Consider the following 17,485-nt stretch of genomic DNA (forward strand, 5'->3'; position numbering starts at 1 on the left):
TTCTCAACGGTAATTGAAATCCGCTCAGAGCGCTTAATATCCCGTCAGCTCCATATAACCAGTCCCAGAATGAGAGCCCTCAATACGCACAGGGCCTTCCCAATAAGGCACAGAAAGGGGCATTTTCGCGTTCGGGTTGAGTGCAGAAACGGTAAGATCAACTTGCTGGTTAGGAATCGACACTTGCCACTGGGTTGGATACTTTCGCCCTTGGATTTCTGTTTGCTTGGTCGCCTCTAACTGAATGTCTTTTTGTGGGATAGCGATGCCAGAACCATCTTGCTGCATCAGCCTTGCGCTGGCGTAACTGGCTGCTCCGGTTTTGGAATCCCGCAATTGGAACACCACCAAACTGGTGTCGTCACTCAACCTTAGGGCAAACCAGTCCCAGCCTTGTTGTGAGTCGAGTAAGAATTGCGAGCTCCACTCTCGGTCTATCCAACCTTTGCCGGATACTTGATGGGTTTTGCCATCGATCGTGACTTTACCGGAGACATCAATAAACGGTTGGCTGTAGTAATAGGAAGCCACACGGCCATCGGCACTTTTGGTGCTGTAACCTTGTTCGCCTTGCTTTTGATAAGGCACGTGGCTGTTAAGCGTCAGCGAATAGCCAAATTGTTCGGAGTTTGCATTCAATGTGGCAGGGAAGAGATCGGTGGTTGAAGAAGTCCACTGCCAATCATCGAGATAAACCCGAAATGGCGAAGTGTCGACGCCAGCTAGAGAGGCTTGGTCACGTGACCATTTTTCATCAGCATAATGTTTGTCTTGCGTTGTAACCGCGCTGTGCGCCATGTAGATTTGCTGAGTTTGCCATTCGGTTTTCTTCACGTCATCTTCGCCCGTTGGCGGCGCAGCAGCAAAGCGAAATTGTGTCCATTGAACGCCAAGTGGATTGCCGTCTTCATCAATTAAGTTAGCGGTTAAGTACCACCATTCATGACGAAAGTTTGGGTGCGCTTGATGATCGGCAGGAAAGGTGAGTTCAACCCCTTTTTCCACGGGTGTGAATGGGTTGCTCTCGCTTTGCGTATCTCCATTGCCCAACAATGCTCCCATATTTTGTGTGCCCATATTTTTTTGTTGGGGATCTTCACAACCGAACAGGAACAGACTGCTTATGAGTAGAGTAAGTTTGCTTGCTAATCGAACCATCACAACACCTCGCTTTGCAAACTGGAGACGACAGGCTTACTGACCAATCGCCACAGCGGAATCAAGGTTGCGATCACCGCTACCAAGATGGTGATCGCCGCGATGCTGAGGGCATCACTCCAATTCCACAGATAATTTAAGCTCCAACCAAAAGCGCGCAAGGTGACGATGTCTGTCAGCACATAACCCACCATGGCTCCTAAAGGTAGGGCGATAACCAGAGTAAAACTGACCAGAGCGACGATCTGTCCGACCACCATGGTCATTAATTTACGACGGCTGACGCCAAGTGCATACAGCCTTGCAATGGCGGCTTTGCGCGCGTCAAGCAACATGAAGCAAGCACTGAACAAACCAATCACGGCGACCATCAAAGTCACGCTGTTGAGTGCGCGCGTAATGGCGAAGGTCTGCGAGAAAATATCCAACGCGATGGATTTGATTTGCGCCTGATCGTAGAGCTGACTTGGATGCAGATTCAATTGCTCGCGCAGTTGCTCGTAGACGATTTGTGGGTCCCCCGAGACTTTAATGCCAAGGCTTGTCGGCAGGTCGGTAAATCCGCTCTCTTGCCATAATTTTGGTGCCAATAACACTTCACCATTGGGTGAGCCGTAATCATGGAATATCGCGCCCACAAGCAGGTTCTTATTTGGAATGGCATCAAGTGTGAGTTCGCTACCCAGTGATAAACCCAGTTTGACCGCAGTAGGTTCACTGATGGCGACCAGTTCACCTCGGTAAAAGCGTTGCCAGAAGTTCTCCAAGTGCGATTTGAACACCATGGTTTGTTCTAAGGTGTCTTTGTCTTTTGTGCCAAGCAAAATCGGTAACCCTTGCAGGTTATCGTCGACGTAGTATTGCTTGTAGACGGTCTCAACCTTGTCGAACTGTCCTAATGCGCGCTCTACATCTGCGATTTCTCCTTGCGCAGGGCTGACGTAAATATCGGCGTGTAGCCTTTGTTCTAACCACTGTTTTAAGGTGGACTCAAAGCTACCAACTAAGGTATTCATCCCCATATTGGCTGTAACGGCGAGTAGCAGTGCCATCATGGCGAGAGAAAGCGGAGAAATCAGCTCGCGCAACTCAGCAAACAGATATTGCATCAAACCAGAACTGGTGCGCTTTTCACACCAATTGGCTAAGACGCTGAGTGTTTTGGGTAGATACAAAGGAATCGACACCACAAGCACGCCGAGCCATGCCATGGTGAAGCGGTGATGCTCACTCAGCCATAACCCTGCGAGTGCGAGAGTCGTCAACGCGGCACCTATCACGAACAATTGGTTTTCGTTAGAGGCTTCAGGCGCTTGATAAAATCCACCATGAGAAGAGAGCGGCTGGCGCACTCGCTGTTTAAAGTGCTGCCAACACGCCAACAGGGTTGCGGCTAACGTGAGCAGCAGTGCTTGCGCCCACCATTGCCACTGCCAAGTTCCGGGCAGAAGTGTCGCGCCATAAAGTTGTTCTAAAGTCAGTGCCACGGTCGGATGTAACCAGTGGCTAAGCTGCATGCCCAATACAAAACCGAGGGAAGCGCCGATGGTAACGAGAGTAGTGAGTTCAACTAACAGCGCAGAGAACACAATGCTCGGCGCAACACCCGCCTGTTGAATCTGCACTAACAGCCGATTGCGTTTAAGCAAGCTGTACTTTACGCCGTTGTAAGCGATGAACAACCCGACTAAAAACGCGAGTAAGCTCATTGCCGTGAGGTTGAGGTGAAAGCTATCGGTCAGCGAGCCAAGGTCTGTACTTTGATTATTGGAAATCCATTGTCCTTGCTCACCAATGATGCTTTGCCAATTTGCTTGCGTGTCTTTATTCCCTTTATCGCCGGAATGGAAAACCGCAATGTAACTGAGCTGTCCTTGTTTATTGAGCAGTTGCTGGGCGAAGCCTATGTCCATCAACATTCGGCTACCTAACTGCCAATCATCGGGTAATACCACCACTTGGGTTGGAATGTCGTCTAAAGTTAGGGTTTCTACCTCTCCTAAGTTTTGATGTTGAGATTGGCTCATCATCACGATCGGCTTGCCAGCCAAAAGCTCTGGTAAAGGTAAAGCACTGTCGAACAAAGATACGTTCTGCTGGTTTTCTGATGAATAGCGAGAACGTGAAGAGATGGCGGCAATCAACTCGCTACCTTGTACTGACCAGCGACGCCCTTGTTCGTCTCTCACTCGCCCTTCGATTACCGGTAGTGCTGCACTGAGTCCGTTTTGTCTCAGGGTGAAGTAGAGCGATTCGGGCAGATAGTTTTGCCCTGCTGGTGGAATAATTAAGTTCTGAGCTTGTGCGCTAAGCTGCTCGGTAGACTCAGCATAACTGCGCTTGGCATTGAGGTTGATGGCTTGCACTGCAACAAACAAGGTCACAGCCAGCACGATACCGATCAGAATTGCGGCGGCTTGCAGTGGTGCCTGCCGATAGTGCGCCGCAAACAGATTCAGGGCGAGTCGAGTATGAGTGAATCTGGTGTTTGGTTGCTTAGCTTGCTTCATGATGTTGCTCATTTACATCGCGCTGATTTTGCGTCAGTCCGCTTTGCAAACGACCATCCTTTAAACGCCCATCCTTTAAACGTAATTGGGTTTGCATAAACTCGGCACACTCAGGGCTATGCGTCACCAAGAGCACAGCGGTATTGCCTTGGGTGGTGATTTCATTCAACAGTTTCATCACTTCTAAGCCCGCTTTTTGGTCAAGGTTGCCTGTGGGTTCATCGGCAAGCAGAAGTTTGGGTTTGTGTGCCAATGCTCGTGCAATCGCGACGCGTTGTTGTTGACCGCCTGAAAGAGCAGAAATATGCCTGTCGAGAAGCTGGCTGATGCCTAACGTTTCGACCAGATAATCGCACCAGTCATTCCATTTCTGTTGATTCAAATTGAGAGGAAAGGCGATGTTTTTCTTTACGTTAAGAGGTGTTAAGAGGTTGAATTGCTGAAAAATAACCCCGAGTTTTTGATGTCGGAAGCGGCTCCATTGTGGGTCTTTCCAAGCCGCTGTGTTATCGCCATCTAACCACAACTCACCTTCGGAAAGTGGCTCAAAGCCAGCGATGACATTGAGTAAGGTACTTTTGCCGCTGCCACTTGCGCCCGTCAGTGCGACACTCGCTCCTGAATTCAGGGTGAAGTCGACGCCTTCCAGCACACGATGGCTCTCTTTGCCATCGACAAAGCTTTTTCTGGCGTGTTTGAGTGTGACAAGTGGGCTTTCCATTTCCTCTCCCTGTATTCAAAAGGTGTCGTTTCTTTTGGCAATGGTTATTACAGTAAGTTCTATAGAAACTTTAGCCAACAATCAGATAAAAACAGCGATTTACATCGATTTCTTAATAACTTGTACTGAATAGAGGAGGGAATAGATTAATCGAGAAAGGGATATAACAGGCGTTAAAAAAGCCCGAGTCAAACTCGAGCTTTCAAAGAAATTCAGCTTGGTCAGCTTATACGTAGTACGCTTCAACTTCGCCTTTAAGTTTGATCAGCATTGGGTTACCAAAACGGTCTTTTGCTTTAGGAGAAGCAATTTTCACCCAACCTTCGCTCACGCAGTATTCTTCTACGTCTGTGCGCTCTTTGCCGTTAAAACGGATACCGATTTGGTGATCGAAACATTCTTTGATGAAGAATGGGCTACGTGGGTTACCTGCTAGGCGATCTGGTAGAGCTGGTTTAGCTGTATCTGTCATGTTTGTGACCTAAATTCCGTAAAAAGTGCGCCATTGTAGTCAGTGCACAGTGAGTGTTCAAGATATGTTGAGAGACTTAATACTAAAGCCTTTTGAAATAATGCAAAGTTTCCCGCTTTCAAAGTGTGGAATAAAAACACGGTCTCGTTGCTCAAAGGTGTTTTGCTCTCGAAACTTCTCCTGCCACCCCTTATTTGGTTTTGAATCATGACTATACTCATTACTGGCGGTTCTAACCTTATTCATACAACTTAATGTCTCAGAGCAGGCCACTAGTCGAGAAACGATTAACAAGGAAGGGTGAATGGAAACTGTTGAACAGGTTAATAAACGTCATTTATCGGATAGAGATACTACCTCTAGCACTTCTATTTTTCTTTGTATTCTAATCGTAGTAGCTGTAATCGCTCGGTTTTTTGTTGCGTTTAATTACGAAGTAAATTGGGACGCGTTTTATTACCTATCTTTTGTGCATCGGTTTATTAACGGCGAGGTGATTAATAGTTTCCAAACCTTTCACATTCACTTCTTTACTTGGCTGAGTGGTGTATCAGATAACGATGTTGACCAGATCATTGTGGCGAGAGTCGTTATGGTGTTCTTTCAATTACTCACGGGATTTTATCTATACAAGTTATGTCGATTGTACTGCAACAAATCGGCGGCACTTTTTGCGGTGCTTGCCTATTTTTCTTTTGTTTATAATGTTCGTATGGGGGCCAGTTTTCGTACTGATCCTATCGCGACATGTATGATTATGGCGGCGCTGTATTATGTGTTTAGTACAACATTTTCTTGGCGTGTATCCATTCTTGCTGGTGTCCTTACGGCTGTCGCCTTGCTCGTCACTTTAAAGACCGCTCTGTATATCCCGACTTTTATAGGCATAGTTTTAACCTCGCTTTATTGGTCGCGAAATCGTAAGCGTTATTTTAGGCAAGTTCTCATGTATGGAGTCGCAATACTGGTTGCCTTTGCGATGCTATACAGTTGGCATTACTTCTCTATACATGGAGCGAGTTCGGTTGGTGATGCAGGAACGATGTTCGGTGCTGCGGATAAGACACTAAACCAGCGCGAGCTTTTTCCTCGATTGTTTTACTTTGTTCATTCAGTTTCGACGAACTCATGGTATTGGTTAGCTCTTTTCATTGGTATTGGTACTGCTGTTTATGCGTGTTTTTCGCAAAAGCTATTAAGCCGGGAGTCATCGATTAAGTTTTTGTGCCTAAGTTTATTACTCTTCACTTTGCTCTTTTATCGCAACGCTTTCCCATACTATTACGCTTTTATGCTTGCTCCAGTGAGTGCTTTATTTGCTGTGGCTTGGGTTGGTATCCAGAATTTCACTAACGCAAGAGTTGCACAATTTTTTAATTTTATTGTTCCTTGCTTGTTTGCGGTATCCATTGTGGTGAATGGTTTTGTTTTACCGATAAAAAGCAACTTGGCCTACCAGCGTCAGTTTCTTGATGAAGTACATAAAATCTTTCCTCAGCCTGTTGCTTATATTGATCGATGCTCCATGGTTCCGACTTTTTCAAAACAAGGTTTTTTCATGAGTACGTGGGGTTACGAAGATTATATTGCGAGAAACATCCCCGTTATTCGCAATGCAATAGAGCAAGACAATCCGGCTTTTGTACTGGTTAATTCGCACTATTTAGATGTGTTTGGCCCTGACAAAACCGATAAAGGGCTATTAAGGCAAGATATTCAAGCGTTAAGGCAGAACTACATTCATCATTGGTCGCATCTGTATGTTGCAGGAAAGACGTTTGAACTGACGCCCAACTCTCTTAGTCGGGAAGTTAAGGTCAACATCGAGGGCGTATATACGCTTGAAGCTAGCAATAGTCTTCTGATTAATGGCAAGGTTTGGTTGGCAGGTCAAGCACGGTACTTGGCGCGGGGGGGCTATGAATTAGTGTCGAAAGAGCCAGGTAAAGTCGTTCTGCGTTGGGGAGATAACCTGTACCGACCTCGCAATCTTGAAGAGAAGCAGAGGTTATTTACCGGCTTCTAATACGCACAGTAATGTTGATTCAGAACATGAGGAGCAAGCATGAAGTTAATTGTTCAAATTCCGTGCTTTAACGAAGCGGACAATATTGCTGATGTTATTCGCTCAATACCAAAGCGCGTTGATGGTATCGCTAAGATAGAGATTCTAATCATCGATGATGGTTCTACGGATGGTACTTCAGAAGTCGCACGCAAGTGTGGTGTTGAGCACATTATTACTAACCAGGGCAATAAGGGGCTTGCTTACTCATTTCGAAGAGGGATTGAGGAGTGCCTTCGTCTTCATGCTGATATCATTGTGAACACCGATGGCGATAATCAATATAATGGGGCCGATATTCCGCACTTGGTTAAGCCTATTATCGAGCACAAAGCAGAAATTGTTGTTGGTGACCGAGGAGGGTATAGCAATACACATTTCTCTGTATTTAAACGATGTTTACAAGTGTCGGGGAGCTTTATTATTGCCAAAGCGACGGGATTGGATGTTAAAGATGCTGTGAGTGGTTTTCGCGCAATATCGAGAAGTGCGGCACAACAACTTAATATCGTATCGGATTTTAGCTACACAATAGAAATGTTGATTCAAGCAAGTGCAAAAAGGATTGGTGTGGTTTCGGTGCCAATCCGAACTAATGAAAAAACGCGAGAGTCCCGTCTGTTTAAGAGCATTCCGCAGTTTCTAAAAATGTCGCTCTCTACCTTGGTCAGGGTTTATACCATGTATCGACCTCTGCAAGTGTTTTTGTTTATTGGCTCGGTGGCGATGATTTGTGGTGTGATTCCCATTATGCGATTCCTGTATTTCTTTTTAAATGGAGCGGGAGAAGGCCATATTCAGTCATTGGTCTTGGGGTCAACGCTACTTATCTTGGGTTTCATCACTTTATTGATGGGGTTGGTGGCCGATCTAATAGGGTTCAATCGAAAGCTGACCGAAAAAGTATTGCACCGAATTGAGGTATTGGAAGAAAAGCTGGAGCATCAGGAAAAGTTGCCCACTTATCAGTTTGAAACCAAGCGAAAACGATCTGGAGAGTAATAGCGAGTTACCTCGATACTTTAAAGAAGTGAGTTATTTGATACGGCTTGCTTAGGCCTAAATAAACTCGAGATAGCGAAGAACAACATATCCCCTAGAACCGTGACGATTCTGGAAACAAGGACGGCAACTAAAAGTGTATCTTCAATACTCGGCGAATCTAGAAGTGTGATTAAAACAGCCTCTCGGACACCCAACCCTGCAGGAGAACCTGGGGTGGCAAACCCTATTAACCATGCGATGATGAAGTAACAAGATGTTTGTAAAAATGTCTCTAAAGTTGGAGTTAGATTGTCGTTTAGCGTAAAAAATATGAGTGAGAAAATGCCGCCCGATACCAAAAAAAAGCAGAGATAAAGCCCACAAGCTTTTAGGTAATTGCGACTGGCTATCAAGCTTAATATTGATCCGGTGATCACGATAAGTCCAGCGAATAAAGTCATCTCGTACCCCATTAAACTAGGGAAGTACTCATTCAGCAGAAAGACGCCAAACGAACCAGCCGCAATACCCATCAACCCTATTTCCCATAAGGTCGATTTCAGTAATACATTATTCTTAATTCCGTGTTGTACGCCAATTACTTGTCGGCTAGCGAATTGGAAAATGTTTCCAGGTAGATACTTAGCAATTTGAGATCCGCCAAACACCCAAATGGCAGTTGATGCAGACAAAGTATATTCACTGTTCGCGACTAAAAGCCGCCACGCCATAGAAAGAACATAATTGCCAAAGGCGTAGAGGCCTATGCAAAAAATAAATACCAGATAGGAGTAAGAGGGAATATCCTGAATATTCAGTTGCTGCGAGTATGTAGAGAGCTTGATTAATACAAAGGCGATGGAAAAAATAGTAATGATTCGCCCAACCCAGCGTAATATGAATTTACTCTTATTATGTTTCATGATTCACACGCTGGCATAAAACCATGGTCCAAGGAATGGGAGAGCGTACTTCGAGAATCTCAAAGTGCTGCTTGAGCAAAGTCAGAAAGGCATTCTTGGACCAGTGTTGGATATGTCCGGGAGTATTGCCCCAACTGTTTAAATATTTACCTCTTGCCATGTTTAACGCACACCACAACGGCTCTCTTGGAACACTAAAAATGTAATAGTCAGTATCGAGATCTTGCAATGTTGCTAGTGCTTGCTCGGGATGCTCCAAGTGTTCCAAGACCTCACAACAAACAACAAGGTCAGCAGAATCAGTCTTTCTAGCAACGTCATACACACTTTTTTGTTCAAACAAAATGTCTTCCAAGTTGTGTGCTTGGGCATTGTCTCTTGCTAGTTGAATCACTTGTTGGGAGAAGTCACTCCCTTTCACACGGATCCCTTGTTGATGCCATTTAAGTGCCCAGACTCCTTCTCCGCAGCCGATCTCGTGTATCGACTTTGGTGTGACCATATCGACCAGTTGCGATAAATGATGATCGAAATTGCTCATCATTTTTCTGGCGATGGGGTTCTGAGTATTGTATTTGTCGTAATAGTTTCCGACAGGGATCCCCTGCTCTTCGATACCTTTAGATATTTTCATGGCGTACTCAAATAAATTATCTCAAATGGCCAGGAAGTTCTTCTATTGATGAACTATGTTCTTCAGTCAACCATCTGACTTACAAAGCGTTACGCTTCCCTCTAGTAGAGTGTAGGATAATTTATTGTTTTGTTTGCCTCGTTAGAAAAATTCTACAACCCCTTCAAATACTGCGCGTTGGCTGTTGGGTGAATCATGGCATTCAGCGTTTGGACGGTTTGTTCGCTGTGTTCTTCAAGTAGAGCTAAGAACGAGTCAATCAACTCAGGTTTGCTTGCTGAGACTTTAGTTTCGGTCTGGATATCACGCAGATCGATCAACACATCGGTAAACAATTGCGGCAGATCGTGCAGCACTTGCAGGTTTAAGACGTTGTGCTCGCTGTAGATTGAATTGTGGCTGCCTTTCTGTTTTTGCACCACGTAAGGACTGTCTTTTAAGTTGATGATGGACGTGCGTTTATCACAGCGTTTCAAACAACCTTTGTTGACCTTCACCTTACGGCATCCTTCGGTTTGTTGGAACAAACATTGGCGGCTCGTGAGTAGGGTATTTGGATGATAAATGCTGTAGAAGCTGCGCATGTTTTTCGGACGCTTGATATGGCGCATCTGCTTCATATTCAGCTCGTTAGAAACAAACGCGCCACTTGCCGCGAACTCGTCTTGAAGGCATTTAAACGCGTATGAGTTCACCGTGTTCATTTGTGGGCCTGCCACCCAGCCTAAGCCGAGCTCTTTTGCGATCATGCCGACGCCTGAGTTGTTGGTGATCAACAACTCAGGTTGGATGGTTTCCAAAAATACGCGCGCGGCTTGGTAGTCTTCGCCAATCAAAATGGCAGGGAACCAAGGTTTGAGCATTGGGTTGGCTTGGAACAATTCAATCATCGCGCTCAGTTCACCAGACAATCCCATTGGCAACTGATAGTAAACATCAATGTCGCGGTATTCGCACAGCATGGCTTCTTGTGCTGACGAGATCAGAACCGATAATTTTGGCGCACCTTGGCGAGGGTCTGGTTGAGGTAACGCTGGCAGAGTTGGCACATCAATCGACCCTTTCAAGCTGCTGCCGGATACTTGTGTTGAAGTGACATCGAACGACTTAGTTTGCTCTGCCACTTTCTCAATGATCGCGGTTTTGTCGTCGTAGAGTTTCTTTTTCACCGCTTGCACATCATCAGCAGACTGGCATTGATAAACCTTCGAAAAATGCTTTACAGCGTGGTCGCGCGGGTTGTCGATGTACATCGCCTTGCCGAAATCACCTTGCAAAAATGCGTTGGAGAAATCGCGGTTGAACACCGTGTATAACTCGGTGGTGTCTTCAGAGAGTTCCAAACCCTCGCACAAGCGATCGATTTGCTGACGCCAATTGTCGACCACGGTATAGACGTAGTGCGATTTCTTGATTCGTCCTTCCACTTTTAATGAATACACGCCAGCATCGGCAAGCGCTTTCAAGTCCCCAAAGGCGGAATTGTCTTTCATATTGAGTGGGTAATTGTTGCCCGTTTTGGTCGTTTCGTACTGTTCGCGACAAGGTTGACTGCAACGTCCACGGTTACCTGATGCACCATTGCGAGCGGAACTGATGTAGCAAATTCCGGAGAATCCGATGCAGTATGAGCCGTGGACAAACACTTCCATCATTACGTTGTGCTCGCGACCAAATTGCGCCAGATGTTTTATTTCATCGATGTTAAGTTCGCGAGATAAGTTTACTCGGCTTGCGGTGAGCTGGTTGAGAAAGAAGATCTGGCCTTCGTTATGCGTGTTCAGTTGCGTTGAAGCGTGCACATCCAAATCGGGGAAGTGATGTTTGAGAATGTAGGCCAGACCGAGATCTTGCACGATCACGCCATCGATTTTGGTGGTGTTCAGTTGGCTGAGTAAGCGAACAATCGCTGGAATTTCACTTTCTAAAATCAGCACATTCAACGTTAGGAAAATCTTACAGCTGTGCTGATGGGCCAACGTTAACACGCCATTTAAGTTATCTAAGGTGAGGTTGGTCGCTCGGTTACGAGCATTGAAGCGGTCGAGCCCACAGTAAATTGCATCGGCGCCAGCGGCAATGGCGGCTTTGATGGAATCTAAATCACCACCGGGTGCTAATAACTCAAATTGATCGCGTGTCACTACTTTTCTCTTTCTTACTAAAATAGGCTGCAAATGTTACGTATTTCACGCTTTTGATGCTCAGCTAGTTAATGCTTTATTAATCTGAATCAATTAATCCGTGTTACACGGTCGACTCTTGAGTGGGTAGAGTGCAATTCGCGATAGCGGAATCTGACTTCTATAGTTTTCCTACACTTGGTTTTTCTATATTTAGTTTTCGACTCAGAGAGAGGAAGGGACGACAAATGAAAAAAGTAATCATCGGGTTGGTCGTGGCGTTGACGTCATTGAGTGCGTTGGCTGGGGAGGGTGTGGTAACCGTTGCGAGCGCGCATTCAGCAAAAGATACGGCGGATAAATTTGTCGCTATCGCGCAAGAAAAAGGGTTGAACGTCTTTGCGCGCATTAACCATCAAGAGAACGCCACGAAAGTCGATATGACGTTGCGACCAACCGAAGTTATCGTGTTTGGGAACCCTAAAGTGGGCACGCCACTGATGAGCTGTGCGCAGGAAGTGGCGCTCGATTTACCCCAAAAAGTGTTGGTGTATGAAGATGCTGAAGGCAAAACGTGGTTAGCTTACAACGATCCTATGTATTTAAAGCAGCGCCATCATATTGAAGGCTGTGACGAGGTATTGAACAAAATCAGCGGCGTGCTGGGCAATTTAACCCACGCGGCGGCGAAGTAGGGCTGGTTATTGGCTTCGCTTTTTTTACTCCGAAAACGAAAAAGCCAACCTCGCTGGGAGGTTGGCAAATCTTACCTAGATTGGGGGAGGTAAGATCAGGAGGTGGCGAGTACGCTGTGCACTTCTGACTTAATTGAGTCAGACTGCGTACCGAAAATCGCTTGTAAACTGTCGCCAATCACTAACACATCTCGCGCGCCGAGCGCTTTTAGCTTAGCAACATCAACGTTGGCAATGTCTTTTACCGAGACACGCAGACGGGTGATACACGCATCGACTGACTTAATATTGGCTTTGCCGCCCAATGCAGCTACTACATCCACCGCAATTTCATCAGGTTGTCCGGCAATCTTCACTTCTGCAATGTCGGTTTCACGGCCCGGCGTTTTCAGATCCAACTTCACAATTAGGAAGCGGAACAAGCCGTAGTACAGCGTCGCCCAGATCGGACCGATAATGATGAACATCCACGCGTTGGTCGACATTGGGTAGTAAAGGAAGAACTGGATCGCACCGTGCGCAAAGTCAGTACTGTGTTTGATTTCCAAAAATGCGGTGATCGCAAACGCAATACCGGTAAGGAAAATATGGATCACATACAGCACTGGCGCGACGAATAGGAAGGTAAATTCGATTGGCTCTGTGATACCAGTTAACCAAGAGGTCAACGCCGCAGACATCATCAAACCGCCGACGATTTTCTTACGCTCTGGAGACGCGCAGTGGTAAATCGCCAGTGCCGCTGCAGGGAGCGCCCACATGGAGTACATAAAGCCACCAGACAGATAACCCGCGGTTTTATCGCCTGCGAAGAAGCGAGTGAGCTCACCAGTAAACTCTTTGCCTGTTTCTGGGTCTACATAGCTGCCGACTTCAAAGAAGAACGGCGCATTCCAGATGTGATGCAAACCAACCGGGAGTAATGAACGTTCGCCCGCGCCATAAACCGCCCACGCGAGTACAGGGTTTTGGTACGCTGCCCAATGAGAAAATGCATCAAGAAGTTGTCCGACAGGTGGCCATGCAAACGCGAGAATCGCACCCACGACGATCGCCGATAAACCGGTGACAATGGGCACAAATCGCTTACCCGCGAAAAAGCCCAAATATTCCGGCAGCTTGATGTTGTAGAAGCGGTTGTACATGATTGCCGCGACCGCACCGATAAAGATGCCGCCAAACACCCCGGTTTGCAGCGTCTCAACGCCCATGATGGTAGCATCAGTTTCTAAGCCGCGCAGACCTGTCACAATACCGAGCGATGCGTTCATAATAATTAGGCCAACTAAGCCTGCGAGCGCAGCGGCACCGTCATTGCCTTTTGACAACCCGAGCGCCACACCGACCGCAAACATCAACTGCATGTTGCCGAACACGCCTTCACCGGCGGCGAGCATCACTTTGTTGACCGCGTCTGGAATAAACGCAAACCCCGCGTTACCAATACCCAGCATCAAGCCAGCCACCGGTAACACCGCCACAGGCAGCATCAACGACCGCCCTATTTTTTGTAGTTGTCCAAATATACTTGCAAACATGGTTTCCTCCTGACGAATGCCAGTGTTGTAGGACCTGATTCCTTCAGGTCATGTTGTTTCACGTAAGGTCAGGATGATCATAGCGAGCAAGGCGGCGCCTAAGGTTACAAAAGGCAATCAGTTTGTAAGTGGCCGCTTACAAATCTCTTACACTGAGAAGTGAAAATTGTAATCGGCTCGATTGTGCATGGGCGTTTAAGAATGCATCATATTGGCCAGCGCCAAACTCAGGGGCTGGCACAGGGACGGACACAGGGAAAGTAGGATGGAAAACAAGCAGATACTGGTCGTCGATGACAACCTCGACCTTCGCGAAGCATTGTCAGATTACCTTGGTCGCGCTGGATTTGAAGTGCTTTGCGCGGAAAACGGCGGCGTGATGTGGCAACTGCTCAACGATCACCATCCCGATTTGATCATCCTCGATATTATGATGCCCGGTGAAGACGGCTTTACCCTGTGCCAGAAACTACGCAAAAACTCCGATATCCCGATCATCATGCTGACCGCCGTCACTGAAGAAGCCGACCGAGTCGCAGGGCTAGAAATGGGCGCTGATGACTACATCACCAAATCATTCAGCCCGCGAGAACTGCTCGCGCGCATCAAAACGATTCTGAGACGCAGCCAATCGACCGCCAATAGCAAACTGACGCGTAAAGTGCGTTTTGACGATTGGTTATTAGATACCGTAACCCGGCAACTGACCCACGTTGCTAGCCGCGAGGTCAAGCAACTTAGTGGCGCGGATTTGTCGCTGCTCGGTTTGTTCGTCAACCACGCGCAATCAATATTGTCTCGCGATGACATTGCGCGCGAGATCTGGGGACGCGATGCCGACCCGTTTGAACGCGGCATCGACGTGCAGATCAGCCGCTTGCGTCATCACCTTGAAGATAAAGACCGCTCGCTGATCCTAACGGTGCGTAACAAAGGCTACATGCTGACCACGGACGTGCATTATGAGAATTAAACGCTGGACGGGATCACTGGTCGTTCGCACCAGTGTGTTCCTGTTGCTGGTGATCATTCTGGCGCAGGTATTATCCGGGATTATCTGGTATCAACACGCCAGCGAACGCGATAAAGAGGGCCTGACCACCACAGTCAAAAGCTTAGCACTGAGCGCTTCTTCCACCATCGCTTTCTTTCAAACCCTCCCTTCTGAATATCGCCACTTGGTGCTCAATCAACTGCGCAATATGGGCGGTACGCGCTTTTTCGTCTCACTCAACAATCACCAGATTGATGTCGACCCACTGCCAGAGAGCGAGCGCAAAACGTTGGTCATCAACCAAGTTCGCGAGGTTTTGGAAAGCGAGCTGAGCGGCATTCCTAATATCGAGGTGGAGTTTACCCAGCGTGACAAACTCAAAGTGTTCAACAACGAGCTACCTATCGACGAACTGCCGCTATTGTGGGCGCATTATTCGCTTTCGTTTGGTGACCTCAATCCGCCTATTCTGGTGATGCAGGTCGAAGTCGCGCAAAACGAATGGTTTTATCTCGCGGCGGTGCTACCCGCGCCTTACATCAACCTAGAGACTAACTATTTTGAGCTGCGCCAATGGCTGACGCTATTGGTGTCCGCGCTAATGCTGTTGCTGTGTACCTGGTTTATCGTTCGCAAAGAAATTCAACCCATTCGAGAGCTGGCAAAAGCCGCAACCCTGATGTCGAGCCGATTAGACGTGCCCGAAGTCTCTGAACGCGGCAGTAACGAACTGAAAGCGGCGGTACGTGCGTTTAACAAGATGAATCGACGCATCGACAGCCATATTAAAGACCGCGAGATGCTGTTCAGCGCCATCTCCCACGATCTAAAAACGCCAATAGCCTGCCTAAAACTGCGGGCGGAAATGCTAGATGACGACGCCGACCGAGAACGCTTTATCCGCCTGAGTAACGACCTAGATTTGATGGTCAAAGGCGCATTGCAATGCATTAAAGAGACCGATATCCACGAGGAAATCGAGCCGATCAATTTCACCCAACTGATTCAGCACATTTCCTCCAATATCGCCGATGCGCCGGACACAATTCGCATCCACGGCGAAATCCGCACTCACTTTGCTGGTAAACCGTTAGCGATTAAGCGCTGCATTCAGAATCTGGTCGATAACGCGCTCAAATACGGCCATCAAGCGGACATTACGCTGAGTGAAAGCCCAGAGTCGATCCAGATTGAAATTGAAGATCACGGTGATGGTGTTGACGATTTATTACTTGAAAAGCTCTGCCAGCCATACTTCCGCGCTAGCAACGACAAAGAAGGCAGTGGGCTGGGGTTAACCATTTCACAGAGCATTGCAAAGGCTCACGGCGGCAGTTTGTCGCTGAGCCATTCTCAGTTTGGCGGCCTCTGCGCCACACTGACTTTCCCGAGAGACTGACTATGAACAAACTGGCATTCTTGTTCCCACTGTTGCTCGCCCCTTGCGTCGCTCACGCTGAGTCACCACAAGGGGTAGAGTTTTTACATTGGTGGACTTCTGACGGCGAGCAGCAAGCGCTGCAAACACTCAAAGCTCAGCTAAAACAGCATGATATCGAGCTGCTGCAAAGCCCGGTGTTAGGCGGTGGTGGCGACAGCGCGATGACGGTACTGCAAGCTCGCGCGCTGGCGGGCAATCCACCGAGCTTCGCGCAAATCGAAGGGCCAAGTATTAAAGCGTGGGATGCCATCGGTATTTTGCACAACGTCAACGCGGTAGCGGATGAGCAGCGCTGGGACGAGGTGCTCTACCCGCTGTCTATCGAAATCAATAAAACACAAAACGGCTATATCGCCCTGCCACTTACGCTGCACCGTTTGAACTGGCTGTGGGTCAACCACAAGCTGCTTAAACAACTGAATCTGTCCGCGCCGAAAAACTGGCAAGAGATGTTCGCTGCCATGGAGCTTGCTCAGCAAAATGGTATCGTACCGATCGCGGTCGGTGAGCAGCCGTGGCAAGTCGCCCAACTTTTCGAGAACTTAGTGATCTCCACTGGCGGCGTTGAGTTCTACACCAATGCAATGGTTAAGCTTGAGCGAGACAGCATCGACAGCGAAAAACTGCGCCAAGCGCTGACGCAATTTCGTCGCCTGAGTTTGTTGATCGACAACCAATTGCCCGACAGTAAGTGGGATACGGCGACCCAAGCGCTAGCCGACGGTCAAGCGCTGTTTCAAATCGGTGGAGATTGGATTTTAGGTGAGCTGCTCGCCAATCAAGTCTCGGTTCCGCAAGAGGTCGGCTGTTACCCAACGCCTGACAGCGATGGTGTATTCCTCTACAACATGGACAGCTTGGTGTTTATGTCGAGCAAGTCGTTTTCTTCCGAGGCGGCTCAGCAAACCGCAAGCGCGCTGGCAGACGTCGAGTTTCAAGCCAAGTTCAATAAGGTAAAAGGCTCGATTCCGGTGCGTACCGATATCGACATCAGCGATTTTAATCCGTGTCAGGTCCAGTCATATCAAGACTTTCACTACGGCGTTAAACACAACCTCGCTGTGCCGAGTATGATTGATTCGATGGCGGTCAATCCGGTTGCTCAGCAAGCGATAAACTCGGAAATCTTCCGTTTTTACCGCAATCCCAAGATGGAACCCGACGAGCTGATAAAACGCATTATTGCGATTTCGAAAAGCGGTTAATGGCAATTTCGAAAAGCGGTTA

Annotated in this window: 14 protein-coding genes; 6 read left to right on the forward strand and 8 right to left on the reverse strand. The window is 47.6% G+C overall.

Annotation, left to right across the window (positions count from 1 at the left end; translation table 11 throughout):
• Window positions 1-33: 33 nt before the first annotated feature.
• From ACZ5ZC_RS03715 to ACZ5ZC_RS03730, 4 genes are all read right to left on the reverse strand, one after another.
• On the reverse strand, window positions 34-1,158 hold the full coding sequence (locus tag ACZ5ZC_RS03715) for a lipocalin-like domain-containing protein (RefSeq protein ID WP_464931785.1): 1,125 nt from the start codon (window positions 1,156-1,158) through the stop codon (window positions 34-36).
• The gene (locus ACZ5ZC_RS03720) at window positions 1,158-3,668 is read right to left on the reverse strand and encodes an ABC transporter permease (RefSeq protein WP_464931786.1); all 2,511 of its coding nucleotides are present in this window, start codon (window positions 3,666-3,668) and stop codon (window positions 1,158-1,160) included. Before ACZ5ZC_RS03720 ends, ACZ5ZC_RS03715 begins: the two co-directional genes overlap by 1 nt.
• Window positions 3,655-4,389 carry an ABC transporter ATP-binding protein gene (locus ACZ5ZC_RS03725; protein WP_464931787.1) on the reverse strand — a complete coding sequence of 245 codons (735 nt, stop codon included), beginning with the start codon at window positions 4,387-4,389 and terminating at the stop codon, window positions 3,655-3,657. The genes ACZ5ZC_RS03720 and ACZ5ZC_RS03725 overlap by 14 nt, the downstream gene beginning before the upstream one ends.
• A 226-nt stretch (window positions 4,390-4,615) precedes the next feature.
• A complete protein-coding gene (locus ACZ5ZC_RS03730) occupies window positions 4,616-4,861 on the reverse strand; it encodes a DUF3297 family protein (protein ID WP_005383498.1) in 246 nt (81 codons plus the stop codon).
• 304 nt (window positions 4,862-5,165) lie between these two features.
• Here ACZ5ZC_RS03730 and ACZ5ZC_RS03735 point away from each other — a divergent pair, with 304 nt between their 5' ends.
• Both ACZ5ZC_RS03735 and ACZ5ZC_RS03740 read left to right on the forward strand, forming a co-directional pair.
• Window positions 5,166-6,887 carry an ArnT family glycosyltransferase gene (locus ACZ5ZC_RS03735; RefSeq protein WP_464931788.1) on the forward strand — a complete coding sequence of 574 codons (1,722 nt, stop codon included), beginning with the start codon at window positions 5,166-5,168 and terminating at the stop codon, window positions 6,885-6,887.
• Between the two features lie 39 nt (window positions 6,888-6,926).
• Window positions 6,927-7,928: a glycosyltransferase family 2 protein gene (locus tag ACZ5ZC_RS03740; RefSeq protein WP_464931789.1), complete on the forward strand. Its 1,002-nt coding sequence runs from the start codon at window positions 6,927-6,929 to the stop codon at window positions 7,926-7,928.
• 20 nt (window positions 7,929-7,948) lie between these two features.
• Here the strand turns inward: ACZ5ZC_RS03740 and ACZ5ZC_RS03745 are convergent, their stop codons facing one another.
• The 3 genes from ACZ5ZC_RS03745 to ACZ5ZC_RS03755 form a co-directional block, all read right to left on the reverse strand.
• Window positions 7,949-8,833 carry a hypothetical protein gene (locus ACZ5ZC_RS03745; RefSeq protein WP_301658940.1) on the reverse strand — a complete coding sequence of 295 codons (885 nt, stop codon included), beginning with the start codon at window positions 8,831-8,833 and terminating at the stop codon, window positions 7,949-7,951.
• Window positions 8,823-9,467, reverse strand: a complete 645-nt coding sequence (locus tag ACZ5ZC_RS03750) for a class I SAM-dependent methyltransferase (protein ID WP_047009674.1) — start codon at window positions 9,465-9,467, stop codon at window positions 8,823-8,825. Before ACZ5ZC_RS03750 ends, ACZ5ZC_RS03745 begins: the two co-directional genes overlap by 11 nt.
• 152 nt (window positions 9,468-9,619) lie before the next feature.
• Complete coding sequence (locus ACZ5ZC_RS03755) at window positions 9,620-11,611, reverse strand: U32 family peptidase (RefSeq protein ID WP_464931790.1); 1,992 nt, start codon at window positions 11,609-11,611, stop codon at window positions 9,620-9,622.
• A 227-nt stretch (window positions 11,612-11,838) separates the two neighbouring features.
• Between ACZ5ZC_RS03755 and ACZ5ZC_RS03760 the strand changes: the two genes are divergently transcribed.
• Window positions 11,839-12,285, forward strand: a complete 447-nt coding sequence (locus ACZ5ZC_RS03760; RefSeq protein WP_464931791.1) for a DUF302 domain-containing protein — start codon at window positions 11,839-11,841, stop codon at window positions 12,283-12,285.
• 95 nt (window positions 12,286-12,380) lie between these two features.
• Here the strand turns inward: ACZ5ZC_RS03760 and ptsG are convergent, their stop codons facing one another.
• The gene (gene ptsG, locus ACZ5ZC_RS03765; RefSeq protein ID WP_025500127.1) at window positions 12,381-13,823 is read right to left on the reverse strand and encodes a glucose-specific PTS transporter subunit IIBC; all 1,443 of its coding nucleotides are present in this window, start codon (window positions 13,821-13,823) and stop codon (window positions 12,381-12,383) included.
• Between the two features lie 265 nt (window positions 13,824-14,088).
• Here ptsG and ACZ5ZC_RS03770 point away from each other — a divergent pair, with 265 nt between their 5' ends.
• Genes ACZ5ZC_RS03770 through ACZ5ZC_RS03780 form a run of 3 tightly spaced genes read left to right on the forward strand, consistent with a single transcriptional unit; the run spans window position 14,089 to window position 17,463 of the window.
• Window positions 14,089-14,796 carry a response regulator gene (locus tag ACZ5ZC_RS03770; protein WP_005383484.1) on the forward strand — a complete coding sequence of 236 codons (708 nt, stop codon included), beginning with the start codon at window positions 14,089-14,091 and terminating at the stop codon, window positions 14,794-14,796.
• Entirely contained in the window at window positions 14,786-16,216 is a 1,431-nt protein-coding gene (locus tag ACZ5ZC_RS03775) for an ATP-binding protein (protein WP_021822097.1), read from the forward strand. Before ACZ5ZC_RS03770 ends, ACZ5ZC_RS03775 begins: the two co-directional genes overlap by 11 nt.
• Window positions 16,217-16,218: 2 nt before the next feature.
• Window positions 16,219-17,463 carry an ABC transporter substrate-binding protein gene (locus ACZ5ZC_RS03780; protein ID WP_464931792.1) on the forward strand — a complete coding sequence of 415 codons (1,245 nt, stop codon included), beginning with the start codon at window positions 16,219-16,221 and terminating at the stop codon, window positions 17,461-17,463.
• Window positions 17,464-17,485: the final 22 nt, after the last annotated feature.

The sequence above is a fragment of the Vibrio sp. JCM 18905 genome, assembly GCF_055393305.1.

What these genes read in the sequence shown, in the direction of transcription:
- ACZ5ZC_RS03715 (WP_464931785.1), bottom strand. Translation starts at nt 1,158, where the DNA reads ATGGTTCGATTAGCAAGCAAACTTACTCTACTCATAAGCAGTCTGTTC.
- ACZ5ZC_RS03720 (WP_464931786.1), bottom strand. Translation starts at nt 3,668, where the DNA reads ATGAAGCAAGCTAAGCAACCAAACACCAGATTCACTCATACTCGACTC.
- ACZ5ZC_RS03725 (WP_464931787.1), bottom strand. Translation starts at nt 4,389, where the DNA reads ATGGAAAGCCCACTTGTCACACTCAAACACGCCAGAAAAAGCTTTGTC.
- ACZ5ZC_RS03730 (WP_005383498.1), bottom strand. Translation starts at nt 4,861, where the DNA reads ATGACAGATACAGCTAAACCAGCTCTACCAGATCGCCTAGCAGGTAAC.
- ACZ5ZC_RS03735 (WP_464931788.1), top strand. Translation starts at nt 5,166, where the DNA reads ATGGAAACTGTTGAACAGGTTAATAAACGTCATTTATCGGATAGAGAT.
- ACZ5ZC_RS03740 (WP_464931789.1), top strand. Translation starts at nt 6,927, where the DNA reads ATGAAGTTAATTGTTCAAATTCCGTGCTTTAACGAAGCGGACAATATT.
- ACZ5ZC_RS03745 (WP_301658940.1), bottom strand. Translation starts at nt 8,833, where the DNA reads ATGAAACATAATAAGAGTAAATTCATATTACGCTGGGTTGGGCGAATC.
- ACZ5ZC_RS03750 (WP_047009674.1), bottom strand. Translation starts at nt 9,467, where the DNA reads ATGAAAATATCTAAAGGTATCGAAGAGCAGGGGATCCCTGTCGGAAAC.
- ACZ5ZC_RS03760 (WP_464931791.1), top strand. Translation starts at nt 11,839, where the DNA reads ATGAAAAAAGTAATCATCGGGTTGGTCGTGGCGTTGACGTCATTGAGT.
- ptsG (WP_025500127.1), bottom strand. Translation starts at nt 13,823, where the DNA reads ATGTTTGCAAGTATATTTGGACAACTACAAAAAATAGGGCGGTCGTTG.
- ACZ5ZC_RS03770 (WP_005383484.1), top strand. Translation starts at nt 14,089, where the DNA reads ATGGAAAACAAGCAGATACTGGTCGTCGATGACAACCTCGACCTTCGC.
- ACZ5ZC_RS03775 (WP_021822097.1), top strand. Translation starts at nt 14,786, where the DNA reads ATGAGAATTAAACGCTGGACGGGATCACTGGTCGTTCGCACCAGTGTG.
- ACZ5ZC_RS03780 (WP_464931792.1), top strand. Translation starts at nt 16,219, where the DNA reads ATGAACAAACTGGCATTCTTGTTCCCACTGTTGCTCGCCCCTTGCGTC.